This window comes from Marinomonas sp. 63XJN7_7_ISO-PGPR-S23-202, from assembly GCF_056173505.1.
On sequence record NZ_CM149677.1, the window covers coordinates 463,042 to 488,186 of the forward strand.

Annotated in this window: 21 protein-coding genes; 17 read left to right on the plus strand and 4 right to left on the minus strand. The window is 44.3% G+C overall.

Features of this window, described 5'->3' with window-relative positions:
* The first annotated feature begins 277 nt into the window (after positions 1 to 277).
* The 4 genes from AC0VYG_RS02035 (at position 278) to AC0VYG_RS02050 (ending at position 9,547) form a co-directional block, all read left to right on the plus strand.
* Positions 278 to 6,409: an autotransporter-associated beta strand repeat-containing protein gene (locus AC0VYG_RS02035; protein ID WP_475430692.1), complete on the plus strand. Its 6,132-nt coding sequence runs from the start codon at positions 278 to 280 to the stop codon at positions 6,407 to 6,409.
* A 93-nt stretch (positions 6,410 to 6,502) separates the two neighbouring features.
* A complete protein-coding gene (locus AC0VYG_RS02040) occupies positions 6,503 to 7,342 on the plus strand; it encodes an alpha/beta hydrolase (RefSeq protein WP_475430693.1) in 840 nt (279 codons plus the stop codon).
* A gap of 305 nt (positions 7,343 to 7,647) precedes the next feature.
* On the plus strand, positions 7,648 to 8,865 hold the full coding sequence (gene zigA / locus AC0VYG_RS02045) for a zinc metallochaperone GTPase ZigA (RefSeq protein WP_475430694.1): 1,218 nt from the start codon (positions 7,648 to 7,650) through the stop codon (positions 8,863 to 8,865).
* A gap of 181 nt (positions 8,866 to 9,046) precedes the next feature.
* Positions 9,047 to 9,547: a GNAT family N-acetyltransferase gene (locus tag AC0VYG_RS02050; protein WP_067012471.1), complete on the plus strand. Its 501-nt coding sequence runs from the start codon at positions 9,047 to 9,049 to the stop codon at positions 9,545 to 9,547.
* A gap of 51 nt (positions 9,548 to 9,598) precedes the next feature.
* Here the strand turns inward: AC0VYG_RS02050 and AC0VYG_RS02055 are convergent, their stop codons facing one another.
* A complete protein-coding gene (locus AC0VYG_RS02055; protein ID WP_475430695.1) occupies positions 9,599 to 10,558 on the minus strand; it encodes a DMT family transporter in 960 nt (319 codons plus the stop codon).
* Positions 10,559 to 10,951: 393 nt separating this feature from the next.
* Between AC0VYG_RS02055 and AC0VYG_RS02060 the strand changes: the two genes are divergently transcribed.
* Positions 10,952 to 12,295, plus strand: coding sequence for an ATP-binding cassette domain-containing protein (locus tag AC0VYG_RS02060; RefSeq protein WP_475430696.1), 1,344 nt, complete (start codon positions 10,952 to 10,954; stop codon positions 12,293 to 12,295).
* 60 nt (positions 12,296 to 12,355) lie between these two features.
* Here the strand turns inward: AC0VYG_RS02060 and AC0VYG_RS02065 are convergent, their stop codons facing one another.
* Complete coding sequence (locus tag AC0VYG_RS02065; protein WP_475430697.1) at positions 12,356 to 12,955, minus strand: LysE family translocator; 600 nt, start codon at positions 12,953 to 12,955, stop codon at positions 12,356 to 12,358.
* A gap of 181 nt (positions 12,956 to 13,136) precedes the next feature.
* On the opposite strand from AC0VYG_RS02065, the gene AC0VYG_RS02070 reads away from it, so the two are divergent.
* The 6 genes from AC0VYG_RS02070 (at position 13,137) to AC0VYG_RS02095 (ending at position 18,239) form a co-directional block, all read left to right on the plus strand.
* The gene (locus AC0VYG_RS02070; protein ID WP_475430698.1) at positions 13,137 to 14,519 is read left to right on the plus strand and encodes an aminotransferase-like domain-containing protein; all 1,383 of its coding nucleotides are present in this window, start codon (positions 13,137 to 13,139) and stop codon (positions 14,517 to 14,519) included.
* Positions 14,520 to 14,640: 121 nt separating this feature from the next.
* On the plus strand, positions 14,641 to 14,985 hold the full coding sequence (locus AC0VYG_RS02075) for a darcynin family protein (protein ID WP_199476682.1): 345 nt from the start codon (positions 14,641 to 14,643) through the stop codon (positions 14,983 to 14,985).
* A gap of 48 nt (positions 14,986 to 15,033) precedes the next feature.
* Positions 15,034 to 15,873: an arylamine N-acetyltransferase family protein gene (locus AC0VYG_RS02080; protein ID WP_475430699.1), complete on the plus strand. Its 840-nt coding sequence runs from the start codon at positions 15,034 to 15,036 to the stop codon at positions 15,871 to 15,873.
* A 2-nt stretch (positions 15,874 to 15,875) separates the two neighbouring features.
* Positions 15,876 to 16,808, plus strand: coding sequence for a DMT family transporter (locus tag AC0VYG_RS02085; protein WP_475430700.1), 933 nt, complete (start codon positions 15,876 to 15,878; stop codon positions 16,806 to 16,808).
* A 28-nt stretch (positions 16,809 to 16,836) separates the two neighbouring features.
* A complete protein-coding gene (locus AC0VYG_RS02090; RefSeq protein WP_475430701.1) occupies positions 16,837 to 17,430 on the plus strand; it encodes a Crp/Fnr family transcriptional regulator in 594 nt (197 codons plus the stop codon).
* Between the two features lie 161 nt (positions 17,431 to 17,591).
* A complete protein-coding gene (locus tag AC0VYG_RS02095; protein WP_475430702.1) occupies positions 17,592 to 18,239 on the plus strand; it encodes a LysE family translocator in 648 nt (215 codons plus the stop codon).
* Here AC0VYG_RS02095 and AC0VYG_RS02100 read toward each other — a convergent pair.
* Positions 18,236 to 19,498: a LysR family transcriptional regulator gene (locus AC0VYG_RS02100; RefSeq protein ID WP_475430703.1), complete on the minus strand. Its 1,263-nt coding sequence runs from the start codon at positions 19,496 to 19,498 to the stop codon at positions 18,236 to 18,238. The two genes, AC0VYG_RS02095 and AC0VYG_RS02100, sit on opposite strands and share 4 nt — an antisense overlap.
* 184 nt (positions 19,499 to 19,682) lie before the next feature.
* On the opposite strand from AC0VYG_RS02100, the gene ligA reads away from it, so the two are divergent.
* The 4 genes from ligA to AC0VYG_RS02120 are packed head-to-tail and all read left to right on the plus strand — an operon-like array spanning position 19,683 to position 22,192.
* Positions 19,683 to 20,108: a protocatechuate 4,5-dioxygenase subunit alpha gene (gene ligA / locus AC0VYG_RS02105; protein WP_475430704.1), complete on the plus strand. Its 426-nt coding sequence runs from the start codon at positions 19,683 to 19,685 to the stop codon at positions 20,106 to 20,108.
* Positions 20,096 to 20,965 (plus strand): class III extradiol dioxygenase subunit beta, encoded by an 870-nt coding sequence (locus AC0VYG_RS02110; protein WP_475430705.1) that lies wholly within the window; start codon positions 20,096 to 20,098, stop codon positions 20,963 to 20,965. The genes ligA and AC0VYG_RS02110 overlap by 13 nt, the downstream gene beginning before the upstream one ends.
* Positions 20,962 to 21,675, plus strand: coding sequence for an alpha/beta fold hydrolase (locus AC0VYG_RS02115; RefSeq protein ID WP_475430706.1), 714 nt, complete (start codon positions 20,962 to 20,964; stop codon positions 21,673 to 21,675). The genes AC0VYG_RS02110 and AC0VYG_RS02115 overlap by 4 nt, the downstream gene beginning before the upstream one ends.
* A gap of 7 nt (positions 21,676 to 21,682) precedes the next feature.
* On the plus strand, positions 21,683 to 22,192 hold the full coding sequence (locus AC0VYG_RS02120; RefSeq protein WP_475430707.1) for a nuclear transport factor 2 family protein: 510 nt from the start codon (positions 21,683 to 21,685) through the stop codon (positions 22,190 to 22,192).
* Positions 22,193 to 22,299: 107 nt separating this feature from the next.
* On the opposite strand, the gene AC0VYG_RS02125 is transcribed toward AC0VYG_RS02120, so the two are convergent.
* The gene (locus AC0VYG_RS02125; protein WP_475430708.1) at positions 22,300 to 22,959 is read right to left on the minus strand and encodes a DsbA family oxidoreductase; all 660 of its coding nucleotides are present in this window, start codon (positions 22,957 to 22,959) and stop codon (positions 22,300 to 22,302) included.
* 214 nt (positions 22,960 to 23,173) lie between these two features.
* On the opposite strand from AC0VYG_RS02125, the gene AC0VYG_RS02130 reads away from it, so the two are divergent.
* Together AC0VYG_RS02130 and AC0VYG_RS02135 are read left to right on the plus strand one after the other, a co-directional pair.
* The gene (locus AC0VYG_RS02130; RefSeq protein ID WP_475430709.1) at positions 23,174 to 24,247 is read left to right on the plus strand and encodes a lactonase family protein; all 1,074 of its coding nucleotides are present in this window, start codon (positions 23,174 to 23,176) and stop codon (positions 24,245 to 24,247) included.
* Positions 24,248 to 24,363: 116 nt separating this feature from the next.
* Positions 24,364 to 25,113 (plus strand): sulfite exporter TauE/SafE family protein, encoded by a 750-nt coding sequence (locus AC0VYG_RS02135; RefSeq protein WP_475430710.1) that lies wholly within the window; start codon positions 24,364 to 24,366, stop codon positions 25,111 to 25,113.
* Positions 25,114 to 25,145 lie beyond the last annotated feature (32 nt).

Sequence of the window (25,145 nt, forward strand, 5' to 3'; positions counted from 1 at the left end):
ATGAATGATCTATTTGAACGACAAGATCTGTACTATTTCCTTACCATAAATTCGCAATTTCTAAATTTTGTGATGAAATATAGCTTAATATGTAATATTATCGTCAATTAGGTTACAAGGATGTTGCTTTTTATATCTGCTAATTATTTACCTTTTTGACTCTTTTATTCTCATTGATTTCATAAACGCTTCAAAATATCTGATTGACATATATTTGTAACTTTTCTTGTAACTACTTTTTTCGAAAAACCTTGTATTTATATGGAGTTACAAGTCAATGAACCGTTCATTTCGCTTAGTTTGGAATGCTGTGCTCGGGTTGTGGGTTGTTGCTAGTGAAGCTGCAAAGGGTAGAACTAAAACTATTTCCAGTACAAAAGTTCTTACTAAAGGCAAACGTGCCCAAGAAATCGCCATGATATTGTTAACCACAGGCGTTGCTGTTATTTCAGCGCCGACTTGGGCGGATACGTTAACATCGAATAATACTGGAACAGATTGGGCTACTGCAGCTAACTGGGATTCCACTGCTAATGTTGGAACTGCAACAAACCCACCTACCGATACTGACGATATTATAGTCATTGGACAAGCGGATAATAGTAGTGCAGTTGTTGTATCGAATGATGAAAAAGCAAAATCTCTAATCGTGGGTCAAGAAGCAACAGCCGGACATCTTAAAATTTCTAGCGATAAAACTCTTACCGTATCAGGTTCAACAGAGCTAAAAAACGGTAGCATTGAAGTCGAAGGTACATTAGACACTAGTTCAATGACTGTTTCAGGTGATCTAACGTTAAAAAATGGCGGTCGTCTTAATGCAACTAGCAGAACTCTATCACTTGTCAATGGTGGTACACTTAATATTGGTGGCTCTCAAGGCGAAAGTGCTACTTCCGCTGGTGTGTTGGATTTAGGTAGAATTGAGACCGAAAAAAATACTAAAATTTCTTTTAATCATACCAACCATGTAAATCATGCTGATTACGTTTTTTATACTGGAATTGGTGGCTCTGGCTCCGTTGATATAAAATCTGGTACAACAGTTTTAGTTTTGAATTCAACTGGGACTAATTACTCTGGACAAACAACTATCACAGGTGGAGTGCTAAAAGCAGATTCAGATTTTGCTTTTTCTTATAAATCTGATTTTGTTGTGGATGGTGGCACTCTTGATTTAAATGATAGAAATCAAACTTTGGCCACACTAGCTAGTACTTCAGGATCTACCGCTGGCACTATTGATATTGGGGCGGGAAGACTATATCTGAGCGATTATATTAATGACGATAAAGTTTTTTCTGGGAGAATTGTTGGTACAAGGGAAGGGGAATTTGATAAAGGCGGATCTGGCAAGCTTACATTAACGGATGAGAATACATTCAAAGGTACGATGCGTATTTCTGCTGGTACTTTATCTATTGCATCTCAGGGCAATTTAGGAACAGGTCAGTTGATTCTGGGCGGCGGCACGTTAAACATAACATCCGATATAACAGATTTTAGTAAACATATTCAACTCTCGTCCTCCAGACTTTTTAATTCTTCAGGTAATGATAATACTATCAGTGTATTAAAGGATAAGAGTGTCACTGTTTCGGGAATCATCTCCGCTGATGGAACCGCCTTTAGTGATGGAGCACTAACCAAATCGGGTGAAGGTAAGCTCATATTAACCGCAGAGAATACATATAAAGGCAAAACGACTATTTCTAGAGGAACCTTGTCTATTGCGTCTCAGAGCAACATGGGTGCTGGTGACTTGATCCTGAATGGTGGCACGTTGGAAGTTACTGATAACGTTGAAAACTTCAGCAAAACTATTTCAACAACGGATGCGAATAGTGCTATAGACGTTGCAGACGATAAAAGTGTCGCAGTCTCTAGTGTTATTTCTGGCACGGGAGGGTTAACTAAATCCGGTGCTGGCACGCTGACCTTAAGTGGCGCAAATACCTATTCTGGTGGTACGACCATTTCCGGTGGTACTTTGTTGATTGCAACTAAGGATAATCTAGGTAGTGGCGACCTAACTTTGGGCAACGGTACATTGGAGGTAACAGGTAGTACAACACTTGTCAATGCAGTGAATTTGACGGCTGATGCTGGTAAAACAAGTACTGTCAGCGTTGCAGGCGATGAAAATGTTACAGCTTCTGGCCAAATTTCTGGATCTGGAGCACTGACTAAATCCGGTGCGGGCACGTTAGTATTATCCAATACCGGTAATTCTTACTCTGGAGCAACGACCGTTACTGACGGAACCTTGAAAGCAGTAGCTGACGATGCATTATCTGCAAACTCAGATTTTATTGTCAACGGCGGCACGCTTGACTTAGGCAACAATAATCAAACGTTAAAATCGCTAGCAGGTAACTCCTCTGATGCTGAAGTCAATCTTGGAAGCGCGACCTTATCGCTAAATCAGGCGAGTAATACAGACTACAAAGGGAAAATAACAGGTACGGGGGCACTGACTAAATCCGGTACGGGCACGCTGACGTTATCGGGAGCGAATACCTACACAGGTAATACCACGGTTAGTGGAGGGAATTTACAGCTAGGTGATGGTACGACAGATGGGTCTATCACCAGCAATGTCTCCGTAGCGGATGGCGCTGGCATTATTTTTAACAATCAAGACGCTCAGAACTATAGTAATGTCGTTTCAGGTGCGGGCACACTGACGAAATCGGGTGCGGGCACGCTGACCTTAAGTGGCATAAATACCTATTCTGGTGCAACGACCGTCGTGTCAGGAACCTTGAAAGCAGGTACAGTTAGTGCCTTTTCTTCAAACTCAGGTTTTATTGTCAACGGCGGTACGCTTGACTTAGGTAACAATAATCAAACGTTAAAATCGCTAGCGGGTAACTCTTCTAATGCTGAAGTCAACCTTGGAAGCGCGACCTTATCATTGAATCAGGCAAGTGATACAGAATACAAAGGGGAAATAACAGGCACTGGCGCATTGACTAAATCGGGTTCGGGTACGCTGACGTTAAGTGGCACAAATACCTATTCTGGTGGTACGACCATTTCAGGTGGTTCGTTGACAGGCACCACCACCAGCTTGCAAGGGGATATTGTTGATAATGCGTCGTTGATTTTTGATCAAAACGCGGATGGTACTTACGCAGGCAATGTATCAGGTACGGGAGCACTGACTAAATCTGGTACGGGGGATGTGACCTTAAGTGGCGAAAATACTTATTCTGGTGGTACGACTATTTCAGGCGGCTCGTTGACAGGCACCACCACCAGCTTGCAAGGGGATATTGTCGATAATGCGTCGTTGATGTTTGACCAAAGCACGGATGGTACCTATGCAGGCAATGTATCTGGTACGGGAGCACTGACTAAATCTGGTACAGGGGCTGTGACCTTAAGTGGCACAAATACCTATTCTGGTGGTACGACTATTTCAGGTGGTTCGTTGACAGGCACAACCACCAGCTTGCAAGGGGATATTGTTGATAATGCGTCGTTGATTTTTGACCAAAGCACGGATGGGAGCTACGCAGGCAATGTATCTGGTACAGGAGCACTGACTATATCTGGTACAGGGGGTGTGACCTTAAGTGGCACAAATACCTATTCTGGTGGTACGACCATTTCCGATGGTACCTTGTCGATTGCAACTAAGGATAATCTAGGTAGTGGCGACCTAACTTTGGGCAACGGTACATTGGAGGTAACAGGTAGTACAACGCTTGCCAATGCAATGAATTTGACGGCTGATGCTGGTAAAACAAGTGCTGTCAGCGTTGCAGGCGATGAAAATGTTACAGCTTCTGGCCAAATTGTAGGATCAGGTTCACTGACTAAATCCGGTGCGGGCACATTAGTATTATCCAATACTGGTAATTCTTACTCTGGAGCAACGACCGTTACAGCAGGAACGTTGAAAGCAGGGGCTGAAGATGCATTATCTGCAAACTCAGATTTTATTGTCAACGGCGGTACGCTTGACTTAGGCAACAATAATCAAACGTTAAAATCGCTAGCGGGTAACTCTTCTAATGCTGAAGTCAACCTTGGAAGCGCGACCTTATCATTGAATCAGGCAAGTGATACAGAATACAAAGGGGAAATAACAGGCACTGGCGCATTGACTAAATCGGGTTCGGGTACGCTGACGTTAAGTGGCACAAATACCTATTCTGGTGGTACGACCATTTCAGGTGGTTCGTTGACAGGCACCACCACCAGCTTGCAAGGGGATATTGTTGATAACGCGTCGTTGATGTTTGATCAAAGCACGGATGGTACCTACGCAGGTGATGTATCAGGTACAGGGTCCCTGACTAAATCCGGTGTGGGTGCACTGACCTTAAGTGGCACAAATACCTATTCTGGTGGTACGACCATTTCAGGCGGTTCGTTGACTGGCACCACCACCAGTTTGCAAGGGGATATTGTCGATAACGCGTCGTTGATGTTTGACCAAAGCACGGATGGGAGCTACGCAGGCAATGTATCAGGTACGGGAACACTGACTAAATCGGGTACAGGTGACGTAACCTTAAGTGGCACAAATACCTATTCTGGTGGTACGACTATTTCAGGCGGTTCGTTGACAGGCACCACCACCAGCTTGCAGGGGGATATTGTTGATAATGCGTCGTTGATTTTTGATCAAAGCACGGAGGGTACCTACGCAGGCAATGTATCAGGTACGGGCACATTGACTAAATCCAGTGAGGGCACGCTGACGTTATCGGGAACTAACACTTATAAAGGTATGACAACAGTCAGTGCGGGTACATTACAACTTGGCAACGGTGGATCAACGGGGTCAGTGGCGGGCGATATTGCTCTTGCAACTAATACCAATTTGAATTTCAACCGTACTGATGACTTTGTCTTTGGTGGCCATATTACTGGTGATGGTAATGTCGTTATTAACTCAGGCACTGTGTCTTTTGCTAATGGTACAGGTGGGAACTCGTTGACGAATAAGGCAACCCTGTCAATTGCGGATGGTGAGACAACTACTATTGGTGGGAATTACACACAAGAGGCAAGCGCTAATCTGAAAATAGGTGCAAGCAGCTTGACGAGTTTCGGTAGACTAAACGTCGTGAATACGGCTACTTTTGCAAGAAACGCCAAAATTGATGTGGATGTTAACAAAATTAACAGCCTAGCTTCTGGTACCATGACAAACGTTGTCGAAGCGGGCACTTTACATTCTGATGGTTTTGTTGTGACCGATAACTCAGCTTTGTTTGATTTCACAGCCAGTGCCGTTGGTAACAATATTAATATAACTGCTGTTAATAAAATCACTGTTCAAAAATATGTTCAAAATCAAGCTTTTAAAGCAGGTTTTGGCGCTGCTAAAGTACTCGATAGCTTTGTTCAAGGCGGTAATACAGGTACAGGTATGGGAGATGTTGTCACTGCATTAGGTAAGCTTTCTACTGGGCAGCAGGTAAGCGAGGCCGTTGCTCAAACTTTACCGCTACTAGAGGGGGTAAGCGCACAGGTGTCCAGTAGTGTGATGCACGGCAATAGCAATATTATAGCAGCGCGTCAATCTGGTGCGTCGTCGGGCGATGGTTTCATTTCAAACAAACATGCTTGGGTGAAGCCAATAGGCAGTTGGGCAAACCAAAACTCACGTAATGGGGTGAGTGGTTACAAGGCACATAGTTACGGCGTGATTGGTGGCATTGATGGAGATATCAATGATAAGACAACGGTGGGGCTATCACTGTCTTATGTAAACAGTTCGGTTAATGGTAAAGGGTTAAGTGCCACAAATAAGGCTGATATTGATGCGTACCAAGCGACCCTCTATGGTCAACGTCGTTTAGGTAAGGACTTCCATCATCTTGATATAACTTGGCAGGCAAGTGTTGGTCTAAACCGAAATGAAGGGACACGAGATATTAACTTTATGAGTACGAAGGCCAAGTCTGATTACAATAGCTATACAAGTCACCTAAGTACGGGAATTGGTCGAACCTTTGCGATTAACAGCGATACAAGTCTAATGCCAAGCATCCGAGCAGATTATTCTTATATCAAAGACGATAGCTACAAAGAAACCGGAGCGAATGCGTTAAATTTGAACGTTAACGGCAATACTACGAACGCTTTTGTTATAACCGCTCAAGGTGATCTTAATCAGCGACTTAGTAGTAGCCTAACTTTGGCGGCGAATGTGGGTGTGGGTTATGATCTGATTAATGATCAGTCTAATTTGGTATCTTCTTACGCAGGTGGTGGCCCTACCTTTACAACAGAAGGTTTGAAGCAATCTCCATGGTTAATGAGTGCTGGTTTAGGTATGAATTACGCACTGAATGATGAAACACATATCATCGTGCGTTATGACCTAGAAGGTCGTACGGATTTCTTGAGCCAAACTGCATCGGCTAAAGTTAGATGGATGTTCTGATGATGCCACTTTTTTAAGTGGCTAAGTTGTTATTAGAAAGACCTCACCTCAATATGAAGTGAGGTTTTTTTATAAAAAAATAGAGGATGTGGTGTGAGAGGATTTTCTTGTGGTTTTATTGTGCTGCTTACATTATTGATGCAAGGGTGCGCTCATTTCTCAGTCGCGAGTAGAATTAAAAATGCCGACCTTATTGCTGACAAAGCAGGGTGGAAAGCGGATACCTTGCATACTCAGTTTTTTAATATTGAAAGCTATGCGCCCTCTTCAAAAACTAATAAAACGGTCAAACATCATATTAAAAAAAATGAGACGTTAACCGTTTATATTGAAGGCGATGGGCTGGCGTGGGTTAGCAGGACACAGCCGTCTTCTAACCCAACACCAATGAATCCTCTCGCCTTAAAGTTGGCCCTGAAAGATCATGGTAATGTGGTCTATTTAGGAAGACCTTGCCAGTATGTTGAAAGTAAAAATTGCACTCAAAAATACTGGACAAACGCCCGTTTCGGGCCTGAGGTTGTGGCATCGATGGATCAGGCTGTGTCATTGGTAAAAACAAAATTCCATGCAAAGAACATTATTCTCGTCGGTTATTCTGGTGGTGGTGCTATTGCTGCTTTAGTTGCTGCAAGACGTCATGATGTTGTGCGTTTGATTACGGTTGCCGGTAATTTAGACCCTAAAAAATGGACACAGTTACTCGATATAACGCCTTTAACAGGGTCTCTGAATCCAGCTGATTATTGGCGAGAATTGATGAATATCCCGCAACTTTTGCTAATAGGGGGAAAAGATAAAACCATTCCTTTAGCCGTTGATGAGTCTTACCGGGATCGTTTTCCTAAAGGAAAACAACCTCAAATTAAAGTCGTTCCGGATTTTAATCATCACTGTTGCTGGTCGACCCAATGGCCTGAACTAATGCATTAGCTATAGGTTTATTAATGAAGACTAGTAATAGTTTGATTTCCACTCAATGGGGCTTTTGGCATCTAAGTCAATTCGCCAAAGATTACAAACAATTGTTTGGCGAGCGCCTTCTACAACTCTCTCTTGCCACGTAGCCAGAGGAGCTGAGGTTTTCTAATTTTGATGTTGTTAGGTCACTTCCATCGAGCATGGGGTTTGTCATAAGTGTATTTGTTATGTTATAACATAATTATCTTGGCGTATTGAATTCCATCAAATCGTTAATCTTAGATCTATCAATCACTTTTCTTCATGTAGGGCATTATATGAATGAACATCCAATGAGTCGCTTTACGAATAAAAAATTGCCAGTCACTGTGTTGTCTGGTTTTCTTGGTGCAGGTAAAACCACCTTACTCAACCATATTTTAACCAATCGCGAAGGCCGACGGGTTGCTGTGATTGTGAATGACATGAGTGAGATCAATATTGATGCTGCCTTGATTCGAGAAGGAGGAGCAGAGCTTTCTCGTACCGATGAAAAAATGGTTGAAATGAGCAATGGCTGTATCTGCTGTACGTTAAGGGAAGACTTGCTTATTGAGGTAGAGCGACTTGCCAAGGAAGGAAGATTTAATCAGTTGGTGATTGAATCAACCGGTATTTCAGAGCCGTTACCCGTTGCGGAAACTTTTACTTTTGAAGGGGAAGATGGCCGTTGTCTGAATGAGGTGGCACAACTGGATACTATGGTGACCGTGGTAGATGCGTTTAATTTTCTTCGTGATTATAGCTCACAAGATGATTTACAGACTCGTGGGGAATCGTTAGGGGAGGAAGACGACCGAACAGTCGTTGATCTACTCATTGAGCAAATTGAGTTTTGCGATGTGATGGTCATTAATAAAGTTGATTTGGTGAGCGAAGAAGATCGAGACCGACTGATAGCGATTCTACGTAGCTTGAATCCAAGGGCGAAAATTGAAATTTCTCAGTTTGGTAAGGTGCCATTAGACCGTGTTTTAAATACAGGACTGTTTGATTTTGAACAAGCCTCTTTAGCGCCCGCTTGGCTGCAAGAAATTCGTGGTACCCATGTACCAGAAACGGAAGAATATGGCATTAGTAGCTTTGTTTACAGCGCACGTAGGCCATTCCATCCAAGCCGTTTTTATCACCTTGTTAACCAAGATTGGCCGGGAGTCGTGCGTTCAAAAGGGTATTTTTGGTTAGCATCAGATCCAACCAAAGCGGGGTCTTGGTCGCAAGCGGGGGCCGCTGCACGACACGGCCCTGCGGGGTATTGGTGGGTCTCTGTGCCAAAAGATCGCTGGCCACAGGATGAAGAGTCAGTTGCTTGGATCCATGAAAAATGGCATGACGAGGTGGGCGATGCCCGTCAGGAGTTGGTTTTAATCGGCATGGATATGGATGAAGATGCCTTGCGAGCCAATTTGGACGCTTGCTTGCTAACCGATGAAGAAATGGCACAAGGGCCAAAAGTATGGGTGGGTTGGGAAAACCCTTTTTCAGAATGGGATTAAGCCTGTGGAGCGCCTTATTTTTATAAGGCGTTCTTTCTAAGGAATAGAAAATACCAATGATACGCTTCCGATGTCACGGTTGGCGAACTTACAGCAGATCAAATTGTTTACTACAACAATGTAAAGCGTGGTAAAACAAGAGAATCGCTTCAGCCTAAGAGTATTGTCATTGGAGAGCAAAATGAGTGTGCAAATTCGCCCCGCTGTTATTGAGGATTTAGCGGCCTTAACCGATCTTTATAATCACTACATTGTAAATACCCCTACGACCTTTGATATAGAGCCATACACCTTGGAAAGCAGAGCCGTTTGGTTTTCGCAGTTTGACACAACGGGTCGATACCGATTACTGGTCGTGGAGCAGGACGATGAAGTGATTGGCTACGCTTGCAGTAGCCGATTCAAGCCCAAACGTGCCTATGAAACGTCTGTGGAAGTGAGTATTTATCTCGATCCCAATACCAAAGGTCGAGGGTTGGGAACCGCGTTATACCTTGAATTATTTGAGCTGTTGGAAGCAGAAGACGTGCATCGTGCCTACGCTGGCATCACCTTACCGAATGAAGCATCACAAATTATCCATGAAAAGTTTGGTTTTGAATCCGTTGGCGTTTACCGGGAAGTAGGGCGAAAGTTTGGCCAATACTGGGATGTGGAGTGGTTTGAGAAAACGATAGGTTGAGCCGGTGGAAAGCCTAACATTTTCGTGTCAGTTAGGCTTAGACATTGTTATTTATTTGCTTGAATGGGGAGATACAACATGTGTTGTTCTTTTGCGCAGTAAAAACTTGTCACCGGTTTCTGCCAAAATCACGCCTGCTAGAATGCTGAGGGCACCGATAGCACCTGATAGACCAAGCTTTTCACCCAGAATCAGCCAAGCTGTTAGGTAAGCAAATATGGGCTCTAGAGTGAATACTAAAGCGACTTTATAATCAGGTAATAATTTCTGACAGGCTGATTGTGCCCAGTAGGCGTAAGCGGTCCCAAGTAAGCTCGCTATCAAAATAGTGGCTAAAACAATGGGAGAAAAAATGCATTCTTGCCAACTAAGTGGTGGATTCCCAGCTAGGTAAAACGCAGGGTTGGGGGAAACAAACGCGCTAATGGCACTGTAAACCCCCACCGCGAATAACTGAATGATGGTAAGTGGGATGATCGGCAGAGAGACGACAAAGCGTCCCGTTAAAAGCATATGAACGGCAAACGCAAATGCACAGATTAGGACGATATAGTCCCCTTTATTAAACGCTAATTTGTCTCCGACTGTGAGTAAATAGAGGCCTATCGTTGCCAGGATAATCCCTAACCAAACAAAGCGATTCGCGCGAGTTTTAAAGAGTAAAAAGCCTAATATAGGGACTAATGGTGTCGCTAGGCTGGTGATAAAACCAGCATTCGATACGCTGGTGTATTTGAGCCCTTCTGTTTGTGTATAAAAGGCAATAAATAGCACAAAACCAAGCGTGGCTCCTTTGCCAAGTAAAGGGCGTATTTGTGCTCTTAACACTTTCTCTTTTGAGAGTAAAAGCAAAGGGATAAGTGATAAGCCTGCTAATGTAAAACGTACTGCATTAAAGGTATTAACCGGAATAACCTTCATTGCCAAATCAATTAAAGTGAACTCAGACCCCCATATGAAGGTCACCAATATAAGTGTGACCAGCGCTGTTCGTGGGGTTTTGATGACCATAACTACCTCATGCTTCCTATCGGCTTATCAGCGTCTATGCGAATTTTCCCTAGTGAAAAACGAGGAATTATTTCAGGTGCACGCTTATCATAGGGGGTAGCATACGATAGTTCCTTCTCGATCTATATACCTATTATTGGTAAGGCTTCCATAGTACATAATTGTTGTGATGGTGAGAACGCAGCTTCCATCGTTAGGGCCTCGAAACATAATGACAGTCAAGGTAGGGTTTTATCTTTTCAAAAAGGAGGAAGGTGGCGTCTAGATTATTCGTGCCTTTTTAGTATATGCTCAGGTCACATGCCATATTGAACGGAAGCGAATGACGATGTAGATGGATTCTTAAAATATTTTTAAGTGTTATGAAATTAAAAAAATTTTTAAGGGTTTACTATGTCTAAAATTTTTCACTTAAGGCGAGTGGCGTCGCTGTATTTTAATCAATTTTCTGTTTTTACCTTTCTTTCTATTCTAGTGCATCAATCATCCATTGCGCTATCCGTCTATGCGTCTATAAAATTAATCCGCTCTATTAATGGATTTAAGATAGATGAGAATAATTTCAATTTTTGGTTAGTGGTCTATGTGGTATCAATGGTTCTTCCTCATGTTGCCGCTAGTTTATCCGATGTCTTTAATCAAAAATGGATTTGTGGCGTATTCAAGGTGTTTTGGCTCTCTTCTGTTGATCGATACAAAGCATCCACATCGCCCTTTATAAAAGGTGAACCACTTGGAGTGTTAAGCTCTCAAGGAAAAGAAATTATTTCTGACTTTATAGGTTATATTTCTTTTGGAACATCTGCTTTTCTGAATTTCTTTCTGAGCCTGATCGTTATATCGGTCTTTATTGACGCTCGTTTTATAATCAGTATCGCGATCAGCGCGGTGCTTGTTGTTTTGATCAAGTACCTTGTTTCAAGAAAGCTTGAAGCATTCGCTTTGAGGGTATCCGAGTCTGGTGCAGGGCTTGTGTCTTTACTGTCGTTGACTCATGACAACACACATCATGGATCGTGGGTGAGTTACGCCTATTTTATTAAAAAACTAAAGAATAAAATTGATGTTTATCTGGCGAGCAGAGTAAAAGAAGAAGTCTTTCAATCCTCTGTGATGCTCATTATTGCTTTTGCCTCATTGATGCCAACGACCTTATTGGTTTTGTATCTTTTGCTGAAAACAGGGGTTGGTGTTGGTATAAAATTAGCGATTGTTATTAATCTGACAAGAATCTATCAACTGCTCAATTCTGCAACAGAGATAGTGTCGATTGTTATTTCGTTTTCTTCTTTCAAAGGTCGATTAAAAATGCTCTCGTGCTTTGCTAAAGAGATTGAAAAGCCTGCTTTTAGCTTTAATGACAATGTGCGTCTATATAAAGGTGAGAAGCTTTTTGACCAAAATGAGCTTACCCCTAAAGAGTCGGGGCGATTTTCTCTAAAAGGGAAAAACGGCTCGGGTAAATCCACTTTCTTGAAAGCGTTTCGCGATAAGTACGATGCTATTTATTTCAATCCTTCTTTTAAGGTCATGTACCCTTGGGAAGAGGTATCGTCTTCAAGCTTGTCCGATGGACAATACTCTAAGAAATGCATCTTATGGTTGTTATCCCATACGAAGGGGCCATTACTGCTGGATGAATGGGATGCTTTCCTTGATCAGGAAAACACCAAAACGGTCAATGCAGAAATCGAGAAAGCTGCAAAATCGAGACTAGTTATGGAAGTAAGACAGTAAAACTTTTTCGCTAGGAGAATTGATACCTTGAGGAGCAAGTATCAATTCTCGTTGCTTTTACTAAGCCTCAAACAAAAGCGGCACAATTGTCGCGATGGTGAGAAAGCTGAGCCCATAGTTAAACAGGCGAATTTTGCTGGGGGTATTGAATAAGCGGTTGGCGGCTTTGCCCATGCCAACCCAGCAGAAATTGGCGATCAATCCGCAGCCAGTAAAGGCCATGATGATCCATAACACCGATAGCCAATAGTCTGATACCAAAGAGTAGGTCGCGACTAAAGACAAGCTGGCTGCCCATGCTTTGACATTGACCATTTGAAAGAGCGCCGCTTGTAGCCAATGAATAGGTTGATGAGCGTTTCCTTGCTGTAACACACTGTTTTTAAAGACCAGTTTTAAGGCCAAATAGCTCATATAGACAATGCCAATATATTTCAGCCCGTCATGGAGAATGGGGTAACGTTCAATTAATGCCCCAATGCCGATGGCGCTTAACAACAGCAGACCAATAATCCCGAGACGAATACCCGCCACATGGCCAAGGGTTCGACGAAAGCCAAATTGGGAGCCAGAACTGGCAAGCAGAAAGTTATTGGGGCCTGGTGTGACGGCCGCAACGAAGCTGAAGAGACACAGCGAAGGCAACAAACTCCATAACATAATGAATCCTTATCGTTTAGTGGTTTTATAGATGAGCGCTCTTATGTGCGAGTCGTCATACAATAGCCATTCTAAACAGAGGCTTATTCCTTTTAGTAAGACTTAAGTGTCACCATGACATTTAAATGATTTACCTGTCTCCCATCCTTGAATATGCTGGTTATTTTAACAAAGTGTCTCTATGACAAAGGTGACAATGTTTGTTCCAGATATAGTCGGTCGAGTTGGGCCTAAGTACAAAGTGCTTGCTGATGTGTTTGAAGAAGCGGTGATTCGCGGGGAACTCAAGCCAAATACCAAGCTGCCATCGCAACGAATTTTGTCCTATCAGCTGGGTGTAACCGTAGGAACGATTACGCGCGCTTATCAAGAATTGGAACGACGCGGTGTAACGGTTCCTGTTGTTGGTAGTGGTACTTATGTCAAAGATAAGGTGAAGACTCAAGAGGAGTATTATCATCCCATCGCCAGCCGAGGGGGGATGGATTTGTGTTTGTGCCGACCTTTGATTTTGGGACAGCAAAAGCGCTTGAGCGAGTCGTTAGAAGCTTTAGTTAGTGAGCCTAACGCTCAACGGGCGGTGTTGGATTATTTTATCTCAGATGGTTTACAAGGTCATAGTACAACATTGCAAACCTGGTTGAACGAGCGCTGGCAATGGGATCTGGATGCGTCACGGTTGTTATGGACCTATGGTGGGCAACATGCGTTAAGTGTGGTGCTACAAGCCTTGACGCGAAGCGGTGACAGTATTTTATTGGAAGGTTTATGTTACGGCGAGTTAATTAACACCTGTGCCCAACAGGAGCGTAAAGCGGTCCCCGTCGCGATAGATGAAGAGGGCTTGATTCCCGATGATTTAGCTCTGCAGTGTCAACGGCATCGTCCTCGACTTTTGTACCTCACCCCTTCTATTCAAAACCCAACGGGTGTCAGGTTAAGTGATTCGAGGCGGTTAAAAATTATTGAAATTTGCCGCCGTTTTGATGTGTTGATTATCGAAGATGATGTGATGTACTGCCAGCCTGATGAACGCTGCTCTCCCTTGGTTAGCATCGCACCGGATATCACCTTGTATATTGGCAGTTTTTCTAAGTATTTTGCTGGCGGTGTTCGAGTGGGGTATATGGTGCTGCCGAGTACTTTGCAACCTGCGATGAAGCAGGCGCTGCGAACCTCTTGTATGCACGTCAGTCCACTCTTGTTGGATTTAGTCTGTCGTTGGTTGAGCAATGGGGCAATGGAACAAGTAGAAGAGGAGATCGCCCGTGAACTGAAGGCGCGTTATCGGATTTTTTATAAAATGTTTCCTACTCACAAAAGGTTGGCTGTCTCAGGGTTTAATGTTTGGCTCTATTTACCAGAAAACTGTGATAGTCGGACCTTCAAAAACGAGCTGGCTGAGACGGGCGTGTTTGTCCGAGATGCGTATTTTTTCCGAGTAGGCTCTTACCCAGTGCCGAATGCGATTCGACTGTCTTTAACCGGGCCTGTTTCTCGCGATGAATTGAAAACAGGCTTGCAGTTTATTAAAGATAAAATCGCGGCTTGGCGTCGCTTGTGACAGTGTGTAAAGGTCTCTGAGGATAAAAAAGTGGGATTTCTTAACCTAGGTTAATTTCTTGGCGGCGAGGGTTCGATAGTGTTAACACACTAACAATGAATGATTCTTAAGGGAAAAGACCATGCCAAGAAAATACACCTTTTTTGTTCATATGAATGCCACCGCTGCGTGGCTGTCTTTGAGCCGTGAAGAGCGGAACCGTTATTTTACCGAAACAATAGGGGATATTTTTGCCCGTTACCCAGATGTGTCTGTCCGCTTGTATGACTGCGAAGCCTTTACCACTCGTTGCAGTGATATTGCAGTCTATGAAACCGAGAATTTACAACACTATTATTTCTTAATCGAAGCCCTAAGAGACAGTCAAATTTTTACTGTGCCGTATTTTGAGGTGGTGGATATTTTTCCCGCTCTAGAAAATGGCTTTGAAGAATACGAAGCAAGCCAGTTATCAAACATTAAATAGCGACCTTGGCACGATTAACAACAAGGCGAATCATTAGGGAGAAAAGTCATGTCATTTCCTTTAGCGTTAAATCAATATCTAGTCCGTCTTGATCTGACGGTGCCAGATTCGCTCAGTCTGGATTTTGTTCGCGAGTTACAGCGTCGACATGTGGCGGAGTTTAGTTTTAATAACTTGGCGGTTGTATTAGGGGACGATATTTCTCTGGATTTGGACGACGTCAGCGAAAAAATTGTCACCCGCGGTTTGGGCGGTTATTGCTTTGAGCATAACAAACTGACGTTTGAGCTATTAAAAGCGTTAGGTTATGACGTGCAACTGAAGTTGGCCCGTGTCCTTAATAATAATCTAGAAAGGGCGGCGGGAAGAACCCATCGGGTCACCTTGTTAACGCTAAACAATGAGATGTATTTGATCGACACTGGTTTTGGTGGCAATGGCCCTCTGTCGCCACTGAGTTTAAGCACTCAACAAGAACAGCAGTCTGGCTTTGAGCATTACCGAATGGTTCCTCTTGAAGGGGGGGAATGGGATTTACAGATCGTCAAAGACGGTGACTATTTCACATTGTATCGTTTTGATTTTGCTCACTATTCTGAAGCGGATTGTACGGTAGGGCATTTTTATTCCCATCGACACCCTAACGCGGTGTTTGTGAATAACTTAATGGTCACGAATAAGGAGCTGGATAAAACCCGTTCGCTACTCAACTCGATGTTCAATATTAAGACCGAATCTGGCGAACAGAGTTGTAAGGTGGATTCACCGCGTGTATTGCAAAGCATTTTAGCAGAACACTTTCAGATCAAACTTGAGCTGGTTGTCGCAGAACATCTGTTTGAGCGCTTTGTTCAGTCTGAGTTGGATGATAGCCAGACAAGGAGCTAAGGATGAATGCCTTGTTACTGCTTTTGCTGTGGGCATGGCTGATGGCATCGTCGTTTATTGTGTCTGGTCATATGGTGCAGTATGCCAGTCCGTTAGCGACCTCTGCCGTTCGCTTTCTCTTATCTTTACTGATGATGCTGCCAGCTTTGATGGTCAGTTGGCATCGGTCAGGACTCAATATTCTTGATCAGTTCCGTGATTTGTTTCAGTCAAAAAGACGTTTACTCCATTACCTGATGATCAGTGGTGCGCTGGTTGGCTTCTTTGTTGGGTTGTTTACCTCGTTGGAGTTGACCACGCCTTTGCATACCTCTGTGCTTTATACCCTGATTCCATTAATGGGCGTATTGATTGCTTTTGTCTGGCTAAGAGAACTGCCCTCTTGGTGGCGAGTACTGGGCTTTGTCTTAGGGTCAATGGGGGCGATGATTGTGCTGCTTGCCACTCATTCATCGGGGACGTTTGGCTGGAATAAAGGCGACAGTCTTTTCCTTGGTGCGTGTTTGTTATTGGCCTTCCATGTGGTCTCGGTACAAAAATGGGGACGCACCTTGGGAGCATTGCCTGGCGCCTTTATGATTATGTTATTTGGCAGTGTGTGGTTATTGCCCATTGCCTTGATATGGGGAAATATTGAGCAAGTGCAGTGGCTATCGTTTGGTTTTTGGTCCACTATTTTGTACCTTACTATTTTTACTACCTTACTGACCTTTGTACTACAGCAGCGCTTGGTGACAACAGTTGGCGCAAGTCGATTGTTGGCGTTCTCTTATACGGTGCCGATTTGGGTGGCGGTTTATACCGCGTTTTCTCAAGCAAGATGGTCAGATTTATTCGATTTTGGCTTTGTAACGGGTGTATCCATTGTTTTGCTGGCCTTGGTATTGATTCGTGACAACAGAGGCGTTGGCGTTATCGCAGCAAGACAGGTGTAAGTCGAGTCATCATGTTTGGAGAACAGTTATGGATCAAGCAGTACTAGAAGCAAGTTTTCGCGCTTACTTTCTTGGTTTGGGTCATGATATTGATTGGCAGTATTTGTCCTTATCCATGACGCTGCATCCGGTGCGAAAGGGGGACTATCTTTTTCATCAAGGTGAGCTAGCGAATCGGTTGTATTTTTTGCATTCTGGTTTGGTGCGTTATGTTGGGGTATCTGACGCTGGCAAAGAGTTTACTCAAACCTTTGTAAAAGGGCCGAGGGTCATCGGTTCGACACGTGCCATGGTGACAGGTATGCCAGTACTCTTTGGTATTCAAGCGCTCAGCGATACCATGGTGATTTCTTATCCGTGGGCAGAGTTTTTCCAACAAATGTCACAAGATAAAGGCTTTCTAGCATCTTATATGGCGTTTTTAGAGCAGATTTTTATTGCCAAAGAAGAACGCGAAAGTGCGTTTGTGAAGCACTCCGCTGAGCGTCGCTATCTGGACTTTTGTGCCGACTACCCTGAGCTGAAAGAGCAAGTACCTTTGCAGTATATCGCCTCCTATATAGGCATTACGCCAATAGCGTTGAGCCGAATCAGACAAAAATTAAAACTGAGCAATGGGTAATGCAGCAACGGCTTTAAATAATAAAACAGGGTGTGGCTATTCTTGCTAAGAAAACCTTGTTTTATGTGTTTAGAAATGCAAATGTCTCTTAAATTCAGGAAAAATATAGCCGAATAAGGGGACGTAAGCACTATGATGAATGATTAGCAGCGGAACGTTAAATGACGTCTGTCGCACCTTTCGCCAGTTTATTTATCACCTGTTTGGTACTGATTGCTGTTCCTGGCCCAAGTATTCTGTTTTTGTTGGGCCAAGCTATGGCCGTTGGGAAAAGAGCGGCTTTATTGTCAGTGGCTGGTAATGCCGTAGGGACTTTTTCTGTTGCGATCCTGATGTCTATTGGTCTTGGCTATCTTTTAGCTTCATCAGGGCTGTTTAAGATGTTGCTGCCAATGGTGGGCGCTAGTGTTTTAATACTGATTGGTGTCCAGTATTTATCCTTCAATAATAAGCAACCGTCTGAGAATACAGCCAATTTGACGACACGCCAGGCGCATGCCTTTAAGAGTGGCGTGGTGGTAGGAGCAACGAATCCCAAAGCGTACATTATCTTCGGCACCATTGTTCCCAGTTTTGTGCCTGTTGATCTATTGGCCCCTTCTGTTTCTTTTTTGCTGATCTTGTCCATGGTTCCTATTTTGACTGGGTTGGTGGTCGATGCACTTTGGGTGCTAGCGGCGGCTAAAGCTAGGAGTTTGCTAAGAGACTCTACCGAAGCGATCAAATGGATGCATATGATCGGTGGTCTATTTATGATCCTCATGGCTCTCTGGCTTATTGTAGAAGCCTTAGGTTATGTGAATAGCTAAGCATTGTGTTTTTGCCGCGTCTTGGCGTCGCTCGTGACATCGTGCAAAGGTCTCAGTTTATTTAGAATTGTTAATTTCAGCTCTTCAATAAAAGCTTTGATAATGTCGGATTGCCGTTCGCGGTGTAATGTTATGCCAATGGTGCACTCAGGTTTGGGGAGCGCTATGGCGAGTTGCTTGAGTCGGGGATTAAGCTGTTTTATGTTCCAGTCGTCATAAAACAGTAGGGCAATGGCGTCACTGTGAATGACGAGTTCTTCTGAAGAGGCAAAGGTCAGCATCTCTAATGCCTGAATGGGGGGCTTGTTATTGATATTGAGGAATAAACTGTCGAAATAGTCCCGAATAGGGGTACCGTGGCGTGCCACAATCCAGCGTTCATTGGTCAGGTCATTGAGTGTTTTAGCCTCCTTGTGTACAGGGTGATCGGAACGAGCGATTAAGGCGTATTGGGCGTTTAATAAAGGCAGTTCGACGAGCTCTGGATGAATCGGGCCTTTTCTCATGAGCCCTAGAAAGCAATCTATTTCGCCTTGTCGTAAAGCATTGGCCAACATGTGATAGGGGCCTTGCATGGCTTGTAGGCGGATCCCTGCGTGTTGTTTCAAGATTGAGGCAAAGGCAATGGGCACAATATCTTGGCAGGAAAAGGACAGCATGCCGACGGACAATCTCCCCGTTAATGCATGGGGCAGCGATTGCAGTCGATGAAGAAGAGACTGAGCGACTGGCGATATTCTCAGATAGAGCGAAGCAAGTTGCTTGGCGGTCGCTTGTGTCATCAAACCACGGCGGGCTCTTGAGAAAACTGGCTGCTGTACCATGTTTTCGATTTCCTTTAGGGTCTTACTGACGGCGGGTTGTGTGATGCCAAGTGTTTGCGCCGCCACAGAAGCACTGCCTACTTTTACGACCGCTTCAATGATCATCAGATGCCGCCACTCCACATAGTGCGTTAACTTAAGTGGACTGCTTACATGGTTTTGTAATTGGCGTTCTGTCTCTGCAATCGCTTGTAGCATGTTATTACAGGTTGAGATCACGACTTCCCCTGCGGACGTTGGTTCCACGCCACTCCAGCCTCGCGTAAAGACCGTTACCTGCAAGGCTTGTTCTGCCTGGGAGAGCGCACGAGACACACTGGGTTGGCTAAGATTTAACGCCACACTGGCGTCTTTTTCCGTGCCCTTTTTCATGATTTCTGAAATGACACGACACTGTTTGAGCGTCAGAGGAAAGTGTGTATGGGCAATGTCCATCTTATGGTCCTGTCAAAAAATACCTTGTCGAAAAGTGCTTTGCCATGTCCTGTGGTTACAACGGTATCATGATATAACCAAATTTTAAGATGTATTATTAATTATGCATATGACACTCCTGTGTTTTCTGTTTACTTTGGGTAGAACAAGTTAATGTCTCTCAGTGAGAGAAGGCAGGATGTGAATGAATAATCAACAAAAGCCCTACGATAATATCCCCGGTACGACTGTCTTTGACGGTGACATGGCCAGAATAGGCTTCCATCTGAATCAATTTTGTATGTCGTTAATGCAAGAGTCTAATCGTGTTGCGTTTAAGCAAAATGAGCGAGCATATCTTGACCAATGGCCCATGACGGAAGCGCAAAAAACCGCAGTACTTGAACGGAATTTTAGCCAGCTTATCGTTTTGGGTGGCAACATTTATTACCTTGTCAAAATCAGTTCGACGGATGGTTTGAGTGTGGCGGCAGCGGTTTCCACCATGACCGACTTATCTGTTGATGAATATATCGACATGATGCGTCGTGGTGGGCGTTCACCAGAGGGGAATCGTTTTACTGATCAGGGCGAGAATAAACCGTCTGAGGAGTCGTTATGGCAAAAATAACCTCTGGATTAGGGACATCCCATATCCCGTTATTAGGGTATCTGATGGACAAAGGTGAAAGTCACCTAGAAAAGTGGGCCCCCATTTTTAAGGGGTATGAGTTCACTAAAAAGTGGATTCGTGAACAGAAACCCGATGTGGTCATTTTGGTTTATAACGACCATGCGACGACATTTGATATGAAACTCATCCCAACGTTTGCTATTGGCTGCGGAGAAAGTTATCGCCCGGCGGATGAGGGCTATGGTGCGCGCCCAGTGCCCATTGTAAACGGGGCGCCCAAGCTGGCGTGGCATATTGCCGAGTCCGTCATATTGCAAGGATTTGATTTAACGATTGTCAATGAGATGACCGTCGACCATGGTCTGACGGTTCCTTTGTCGATGGTGTTTGGTGAGGTAGAGGAGTGGCCCTGTCAAGTGATCCCCTTGGCGGTTAACACGGTGGTTTATCCCGCCCCAACGGGTGAGCGCTGTTTAGCGTTAGGCAAGGCCATTCGTGCTGCAGTCGAGCAATTTCCCGACGATTTGACGGTTCAAGTGTGGGGTACAGGTGGTATGAGTCACCAATTGCTGGGAGAGCGAGCAGGCTTGATTAACCGTGAGTGGGATCTCGCTTTTATGGACGATCTAAAGAACGACTATGAGAAGCTAGCGAAAATTTCTCAAGTCGAATACATCCGCGAATCGGGCACCGAAGGGAGTGAAATGGTGATGTGGTTGATCATGCGTGGTGCACTGAATCATGAGGTGCAAGAGATTCATCGACATTATCATGTGCCAGTTTCCAATACTGCGCTAGGCCATTTGATCTATGAAAATGCCAGCCAAGAGAGTGAGGAGGAGAAAGCATTATGACGTTATCCCCCACAAAGCCAACATTGGTTTGTTTATCTGGTTTATTGTGTGATCAACGGGTTTGGCAAAAGGTCGCGTCCTACTTAGAACCAGAGGCCGACGTGCATATTATGAGCTTCGCCGGCTTTGATGATCTGACGGAGATGGCTGGGCATGTATTGTCTACCATCAAGGGTGAGTTTGCTGTGGCAGGCCACTCTATGGGAGGGCGAGTGGCATTGGAAATCTACCGCCTAGCGCCACAGAGAGTGACTCATCTGGCGCTGTTAAACACAGGTGTTCATCCGAAGTCAGACAAAGAAATACCTGGACGTATGCGGTTGATTGATGTGGCGAAACAGCAAGGTATGTCAGCTTTACCAACACAGTGGCTTGTTCCCATGATGTCTCCTAAAGGATTAAGCAATGAGCATTTAATGGCGGACTTGACGAGAATGGTGGAGTCTTATTCCGTTGAAAATTTTGAGAAACAAATCCAGGCGCTGATCCATCGTCCTAATGCGGAAGAAATGCTTGCGCAGATCTCGGTGCCCACCTTGTTACTTTCCGGTACGCAAGATACCTGGAGTCCTGTGTCTCAACACCAAGCAATGCAAGAAAAAATAGTAGGTAGTGAGCTGGTGGTGATCGAGGAGGCTGGGCACATGGCCCCAGCGGAAGCTCCTGATGAGATTGCACTGGCGCTGCAAACATGGCTGAAGAGAGCGTAGAACCCTTATGAATAATCAATCAATGGACAACTTATTAATTGAATGGCAATGCCAGAAGCTGGTTACTCGCTCGATTAATTTGCTCGATCAAGGGCGTTGGCAAGAGTTAGCAAACTGTTATACCGAAGAGGGTGAATTATATCGACCAAGTGCCCCCACCGTAAAAATCGCAGGGCGCGATGCGATTCTCGCTTCTTTTACCGCACGGCCTGCGAAAGAAACCTGCCATGCACTGACCAATATGGAAGCCAATATTATCAATGACCACTCGGTTATTGTGACATCGCGAGTGGTGCTATTCTCTTCAGGTAAAAAGTCTGCTGATAGAAAGTCTTCGGATAAAAAGTCTACGAATAAAAAAGTCGACGACATCGAAAGTATGGTACAGGCGAATGGCGATATCTTTATTGGTCGCTTTGTCGATGAGCTTAAAAAAATAAAGGGTGAGTGGTTAATCGCCAAGAGAAAGGGATCAATCGAACTGCATTACACGGGCTCTTCAGATAAAACAGATTAACCTTATCAAGCTTCATCTATCAATGAATGGCCGTTACCGACACTCCACCACGCTTGCTGTTGATATCATTAGGAAGCATGGTGGGTGAAGACGATTAAGCGGCTTTATTACTGCTGCGTTTTCTCTTTTTCAAGAATGTCTTCAATAGCCTGTTTAAAGTTCTCGGCGGGTTGCCCGCCAGTAATGGCGTATTTATTATTAATGATAACGGTCGGCACAGAAGTAATGCCGTGTTGTTGCCAAAAAGCTTCTTTTTGACGAACGTCGTCTGCGTATTGATCGTTTTCCAAAATGCCTTTTGCCGTAGCGGAATTTAGACCGACTGCAGCCGCGAGTTTGGCAAGCACATCATAATCACTCACATCCAGATTGTTGGTAAAGTGCGCCTTAAACAGGGCCATTTTTAGCTCAGTTTGTTTGCCTTCGTGCTCCGCCCAATGTAATAGGCGGTGAGCGTCAAAGGAGTTTCTCATGCGACTTTCATCATTAAAATTAAAATCAAAGTCGACTTCTTCTCCCCGTGCTTTTATTTGCAAACGGTTTTGATCTGATTGCTCTTTGGTAATGCCATATTTCTCCGTGATATGTTCTTGAAAAGCTTGTCCTTCGGCTGGCATATCAGGGTTTAGCTCAAAAGGCTGGAACGTTATCTCGGCATCAACGGTGTCCTCCAGTTGCGCCAAGGCGTTGTTTAAATTCCCCAAACCGACTACGCACCAAGGGCACATGATATCGGAGATAAATTGAATATTGAGTGAGTCTTTCATGATCTGCTCGCTGTTAACAGAGTAAATGGTTAAGTGTATTGCATAGATTTATTGGGCTTGAGGGCGTAATAAAAAGCATGGCAGACAACAAAGTGGGAATATTGCTGTTAATTTGCACAATAAGTGTGATTTAATTTATTTAAGTATGACATTATACAAGATCGTTTGTCGTCACTGGTCGATGTGCTTCGTCCAGTAAAAAGGAATCTGTGAAATGACCAATGCAATCAATAAAACAGCCTATGTGTATGTTTCGAATGCAAAAGACAGTACGGTGTCGCGTTATTCTTTTGATAAAACCTCGTTGACGATGGTGCCATTGGGGGAGACGCCAGCTGGGCCGAATGTGATGCCGTTGACAGTCAGTCCTGATAAAACGTATTTATATGCAGCTATTCGCTCAGAGCCCTATCGCGTTGTCTCGTATCGCATTGATCCTGAGTCGGGGGCGTTAACGGAAGAGGCCGTTGCGCCTTTACCAGACAGTATGGCGAATATCGATCTAGATTTAACCGGGCGTTTTTTATTCGCGGCCTCGTATGGTGGTCATAAAGTCAGTGTGAGTGCGGTCAATAAGTTGGGTCATATTGGTGATGTCATACAAGTGCTAGAAACGGGGCGCAATGCTCACGCCATCCATCCGTCCCCCGATAATGATTTTGTTTTTGCCACTAGCTTGGGGGATGGCCATATTGGGCAGTATCGCTTCGATGAAGTGACAGGCAAACTGTCTAAAAACGTTGTGGCTACGGTCGCATCAGAAAAAGGAGATGGGCCACGTCATTTTGTCTTTTCCCCTAACGGTCAGTATGTGTATTGCTTAGGTGAGTTATCAGGTGTGGTGATTACCTATCAATACGATGAATCGACAGGATTACTGTCTTATAAAAGCGCTGTACAAGCCGTGCCTTCCGATAAGTTAGGTTTGGTGAATGGTGTTCCACCGTCTAAAAGCGTACAAAACGATCATCCGCCAGTCTGGGCGGCCGATATTCATGTTACCTCTAATGGACAATTTTTATATGTGTCAGAGCGAACTTGCAGTATTATTTGTTGTTTGCAAGTGGAGCCGAAAACAGGCCGTGTGCAATACCAAGGGCATATTGAGGTAGAGAAGCAACCCCGTGGTTTTGCGTTGACCGAAGATGGCCAGTACATGGTGGTGTCTGGTGAAGCGGCGGATCATCTTGGTGTGTACCAGTTAAATGATCAAACTGGCATGCCCGTGAAGGTGAGCGAAGTGCCAAGTGGACAAGGAGCGAACTGGGTTGAGATAGTCGAGTTTTAATGGCTATTTAAATAACGGTTTGGCTTATGAGGTTGCGCAAAGCTCCCTAATAGGCTCCTCTGTATAAGATATTCTCTTTTTTCCTAACCGAGAGTGGCTGATAAGGATGCATTCTTGTGCATGACATTTCCTATCTATTGTTGATTGTTTTTATTGTTGCCAGCTATGTGCAAAGTATCACAGGCTTTGCCTTTGGCTTGATTGTCATGTGTGTTGCCGGATTATTCTCTCTTGCGCCAATCGATGTGGTGGCTTTCTCGGTGAGTTCATTAAGCTTGGTGAATGCAGCGACAGGGCTCTATGGCGGTGTCTGGCGACAGGTGAATGGAAAAAACTTAATTGTCTATTTTATTGCTTGTACTCCAGCCATTGCACTTGGGGTGTATCTATTGAACTATCTAGGCAACGGTGCGCTGCATTGGTTGCAGCTTCTGCTGGGCCTAACCATTGTGGTGGCGTGTTTAATGAGTTTGATCAAACCCAAAGTCGGCGCTGAGCCTTCACGTCCTTGGGTATACTTTGTGTTTGGTGGTATTTCCGGTGTACTTGGTGGGTTGTTTGCCACCTCGGGGCCACCAATTTCTTATTTGATGTACCGCCAGCCTGTGTCGATCAGTGTGATTCGTGCCACCTTGTTGAGTGTCTTCTTTGTCTCCTGTTTGTTACGCATTGGCATTATGGGCGTTAGCGGACAGATTACCGCGCCGATGATTTGGTTGAGCATCGTTGGTTTTCCCTGTGTCTTTATAACGTCGCTATTGTCAAAACGCTATCCGCCTACCATTTCACCACACATCATTAAACGCATTGCGCTGATTTTATTGCTGATGTCGGGGGTGAGCTTGTCCCTTAAAGCCTTGCTTTAATATTAAGGGTCTTGATTTGACGTCGCGAGTGA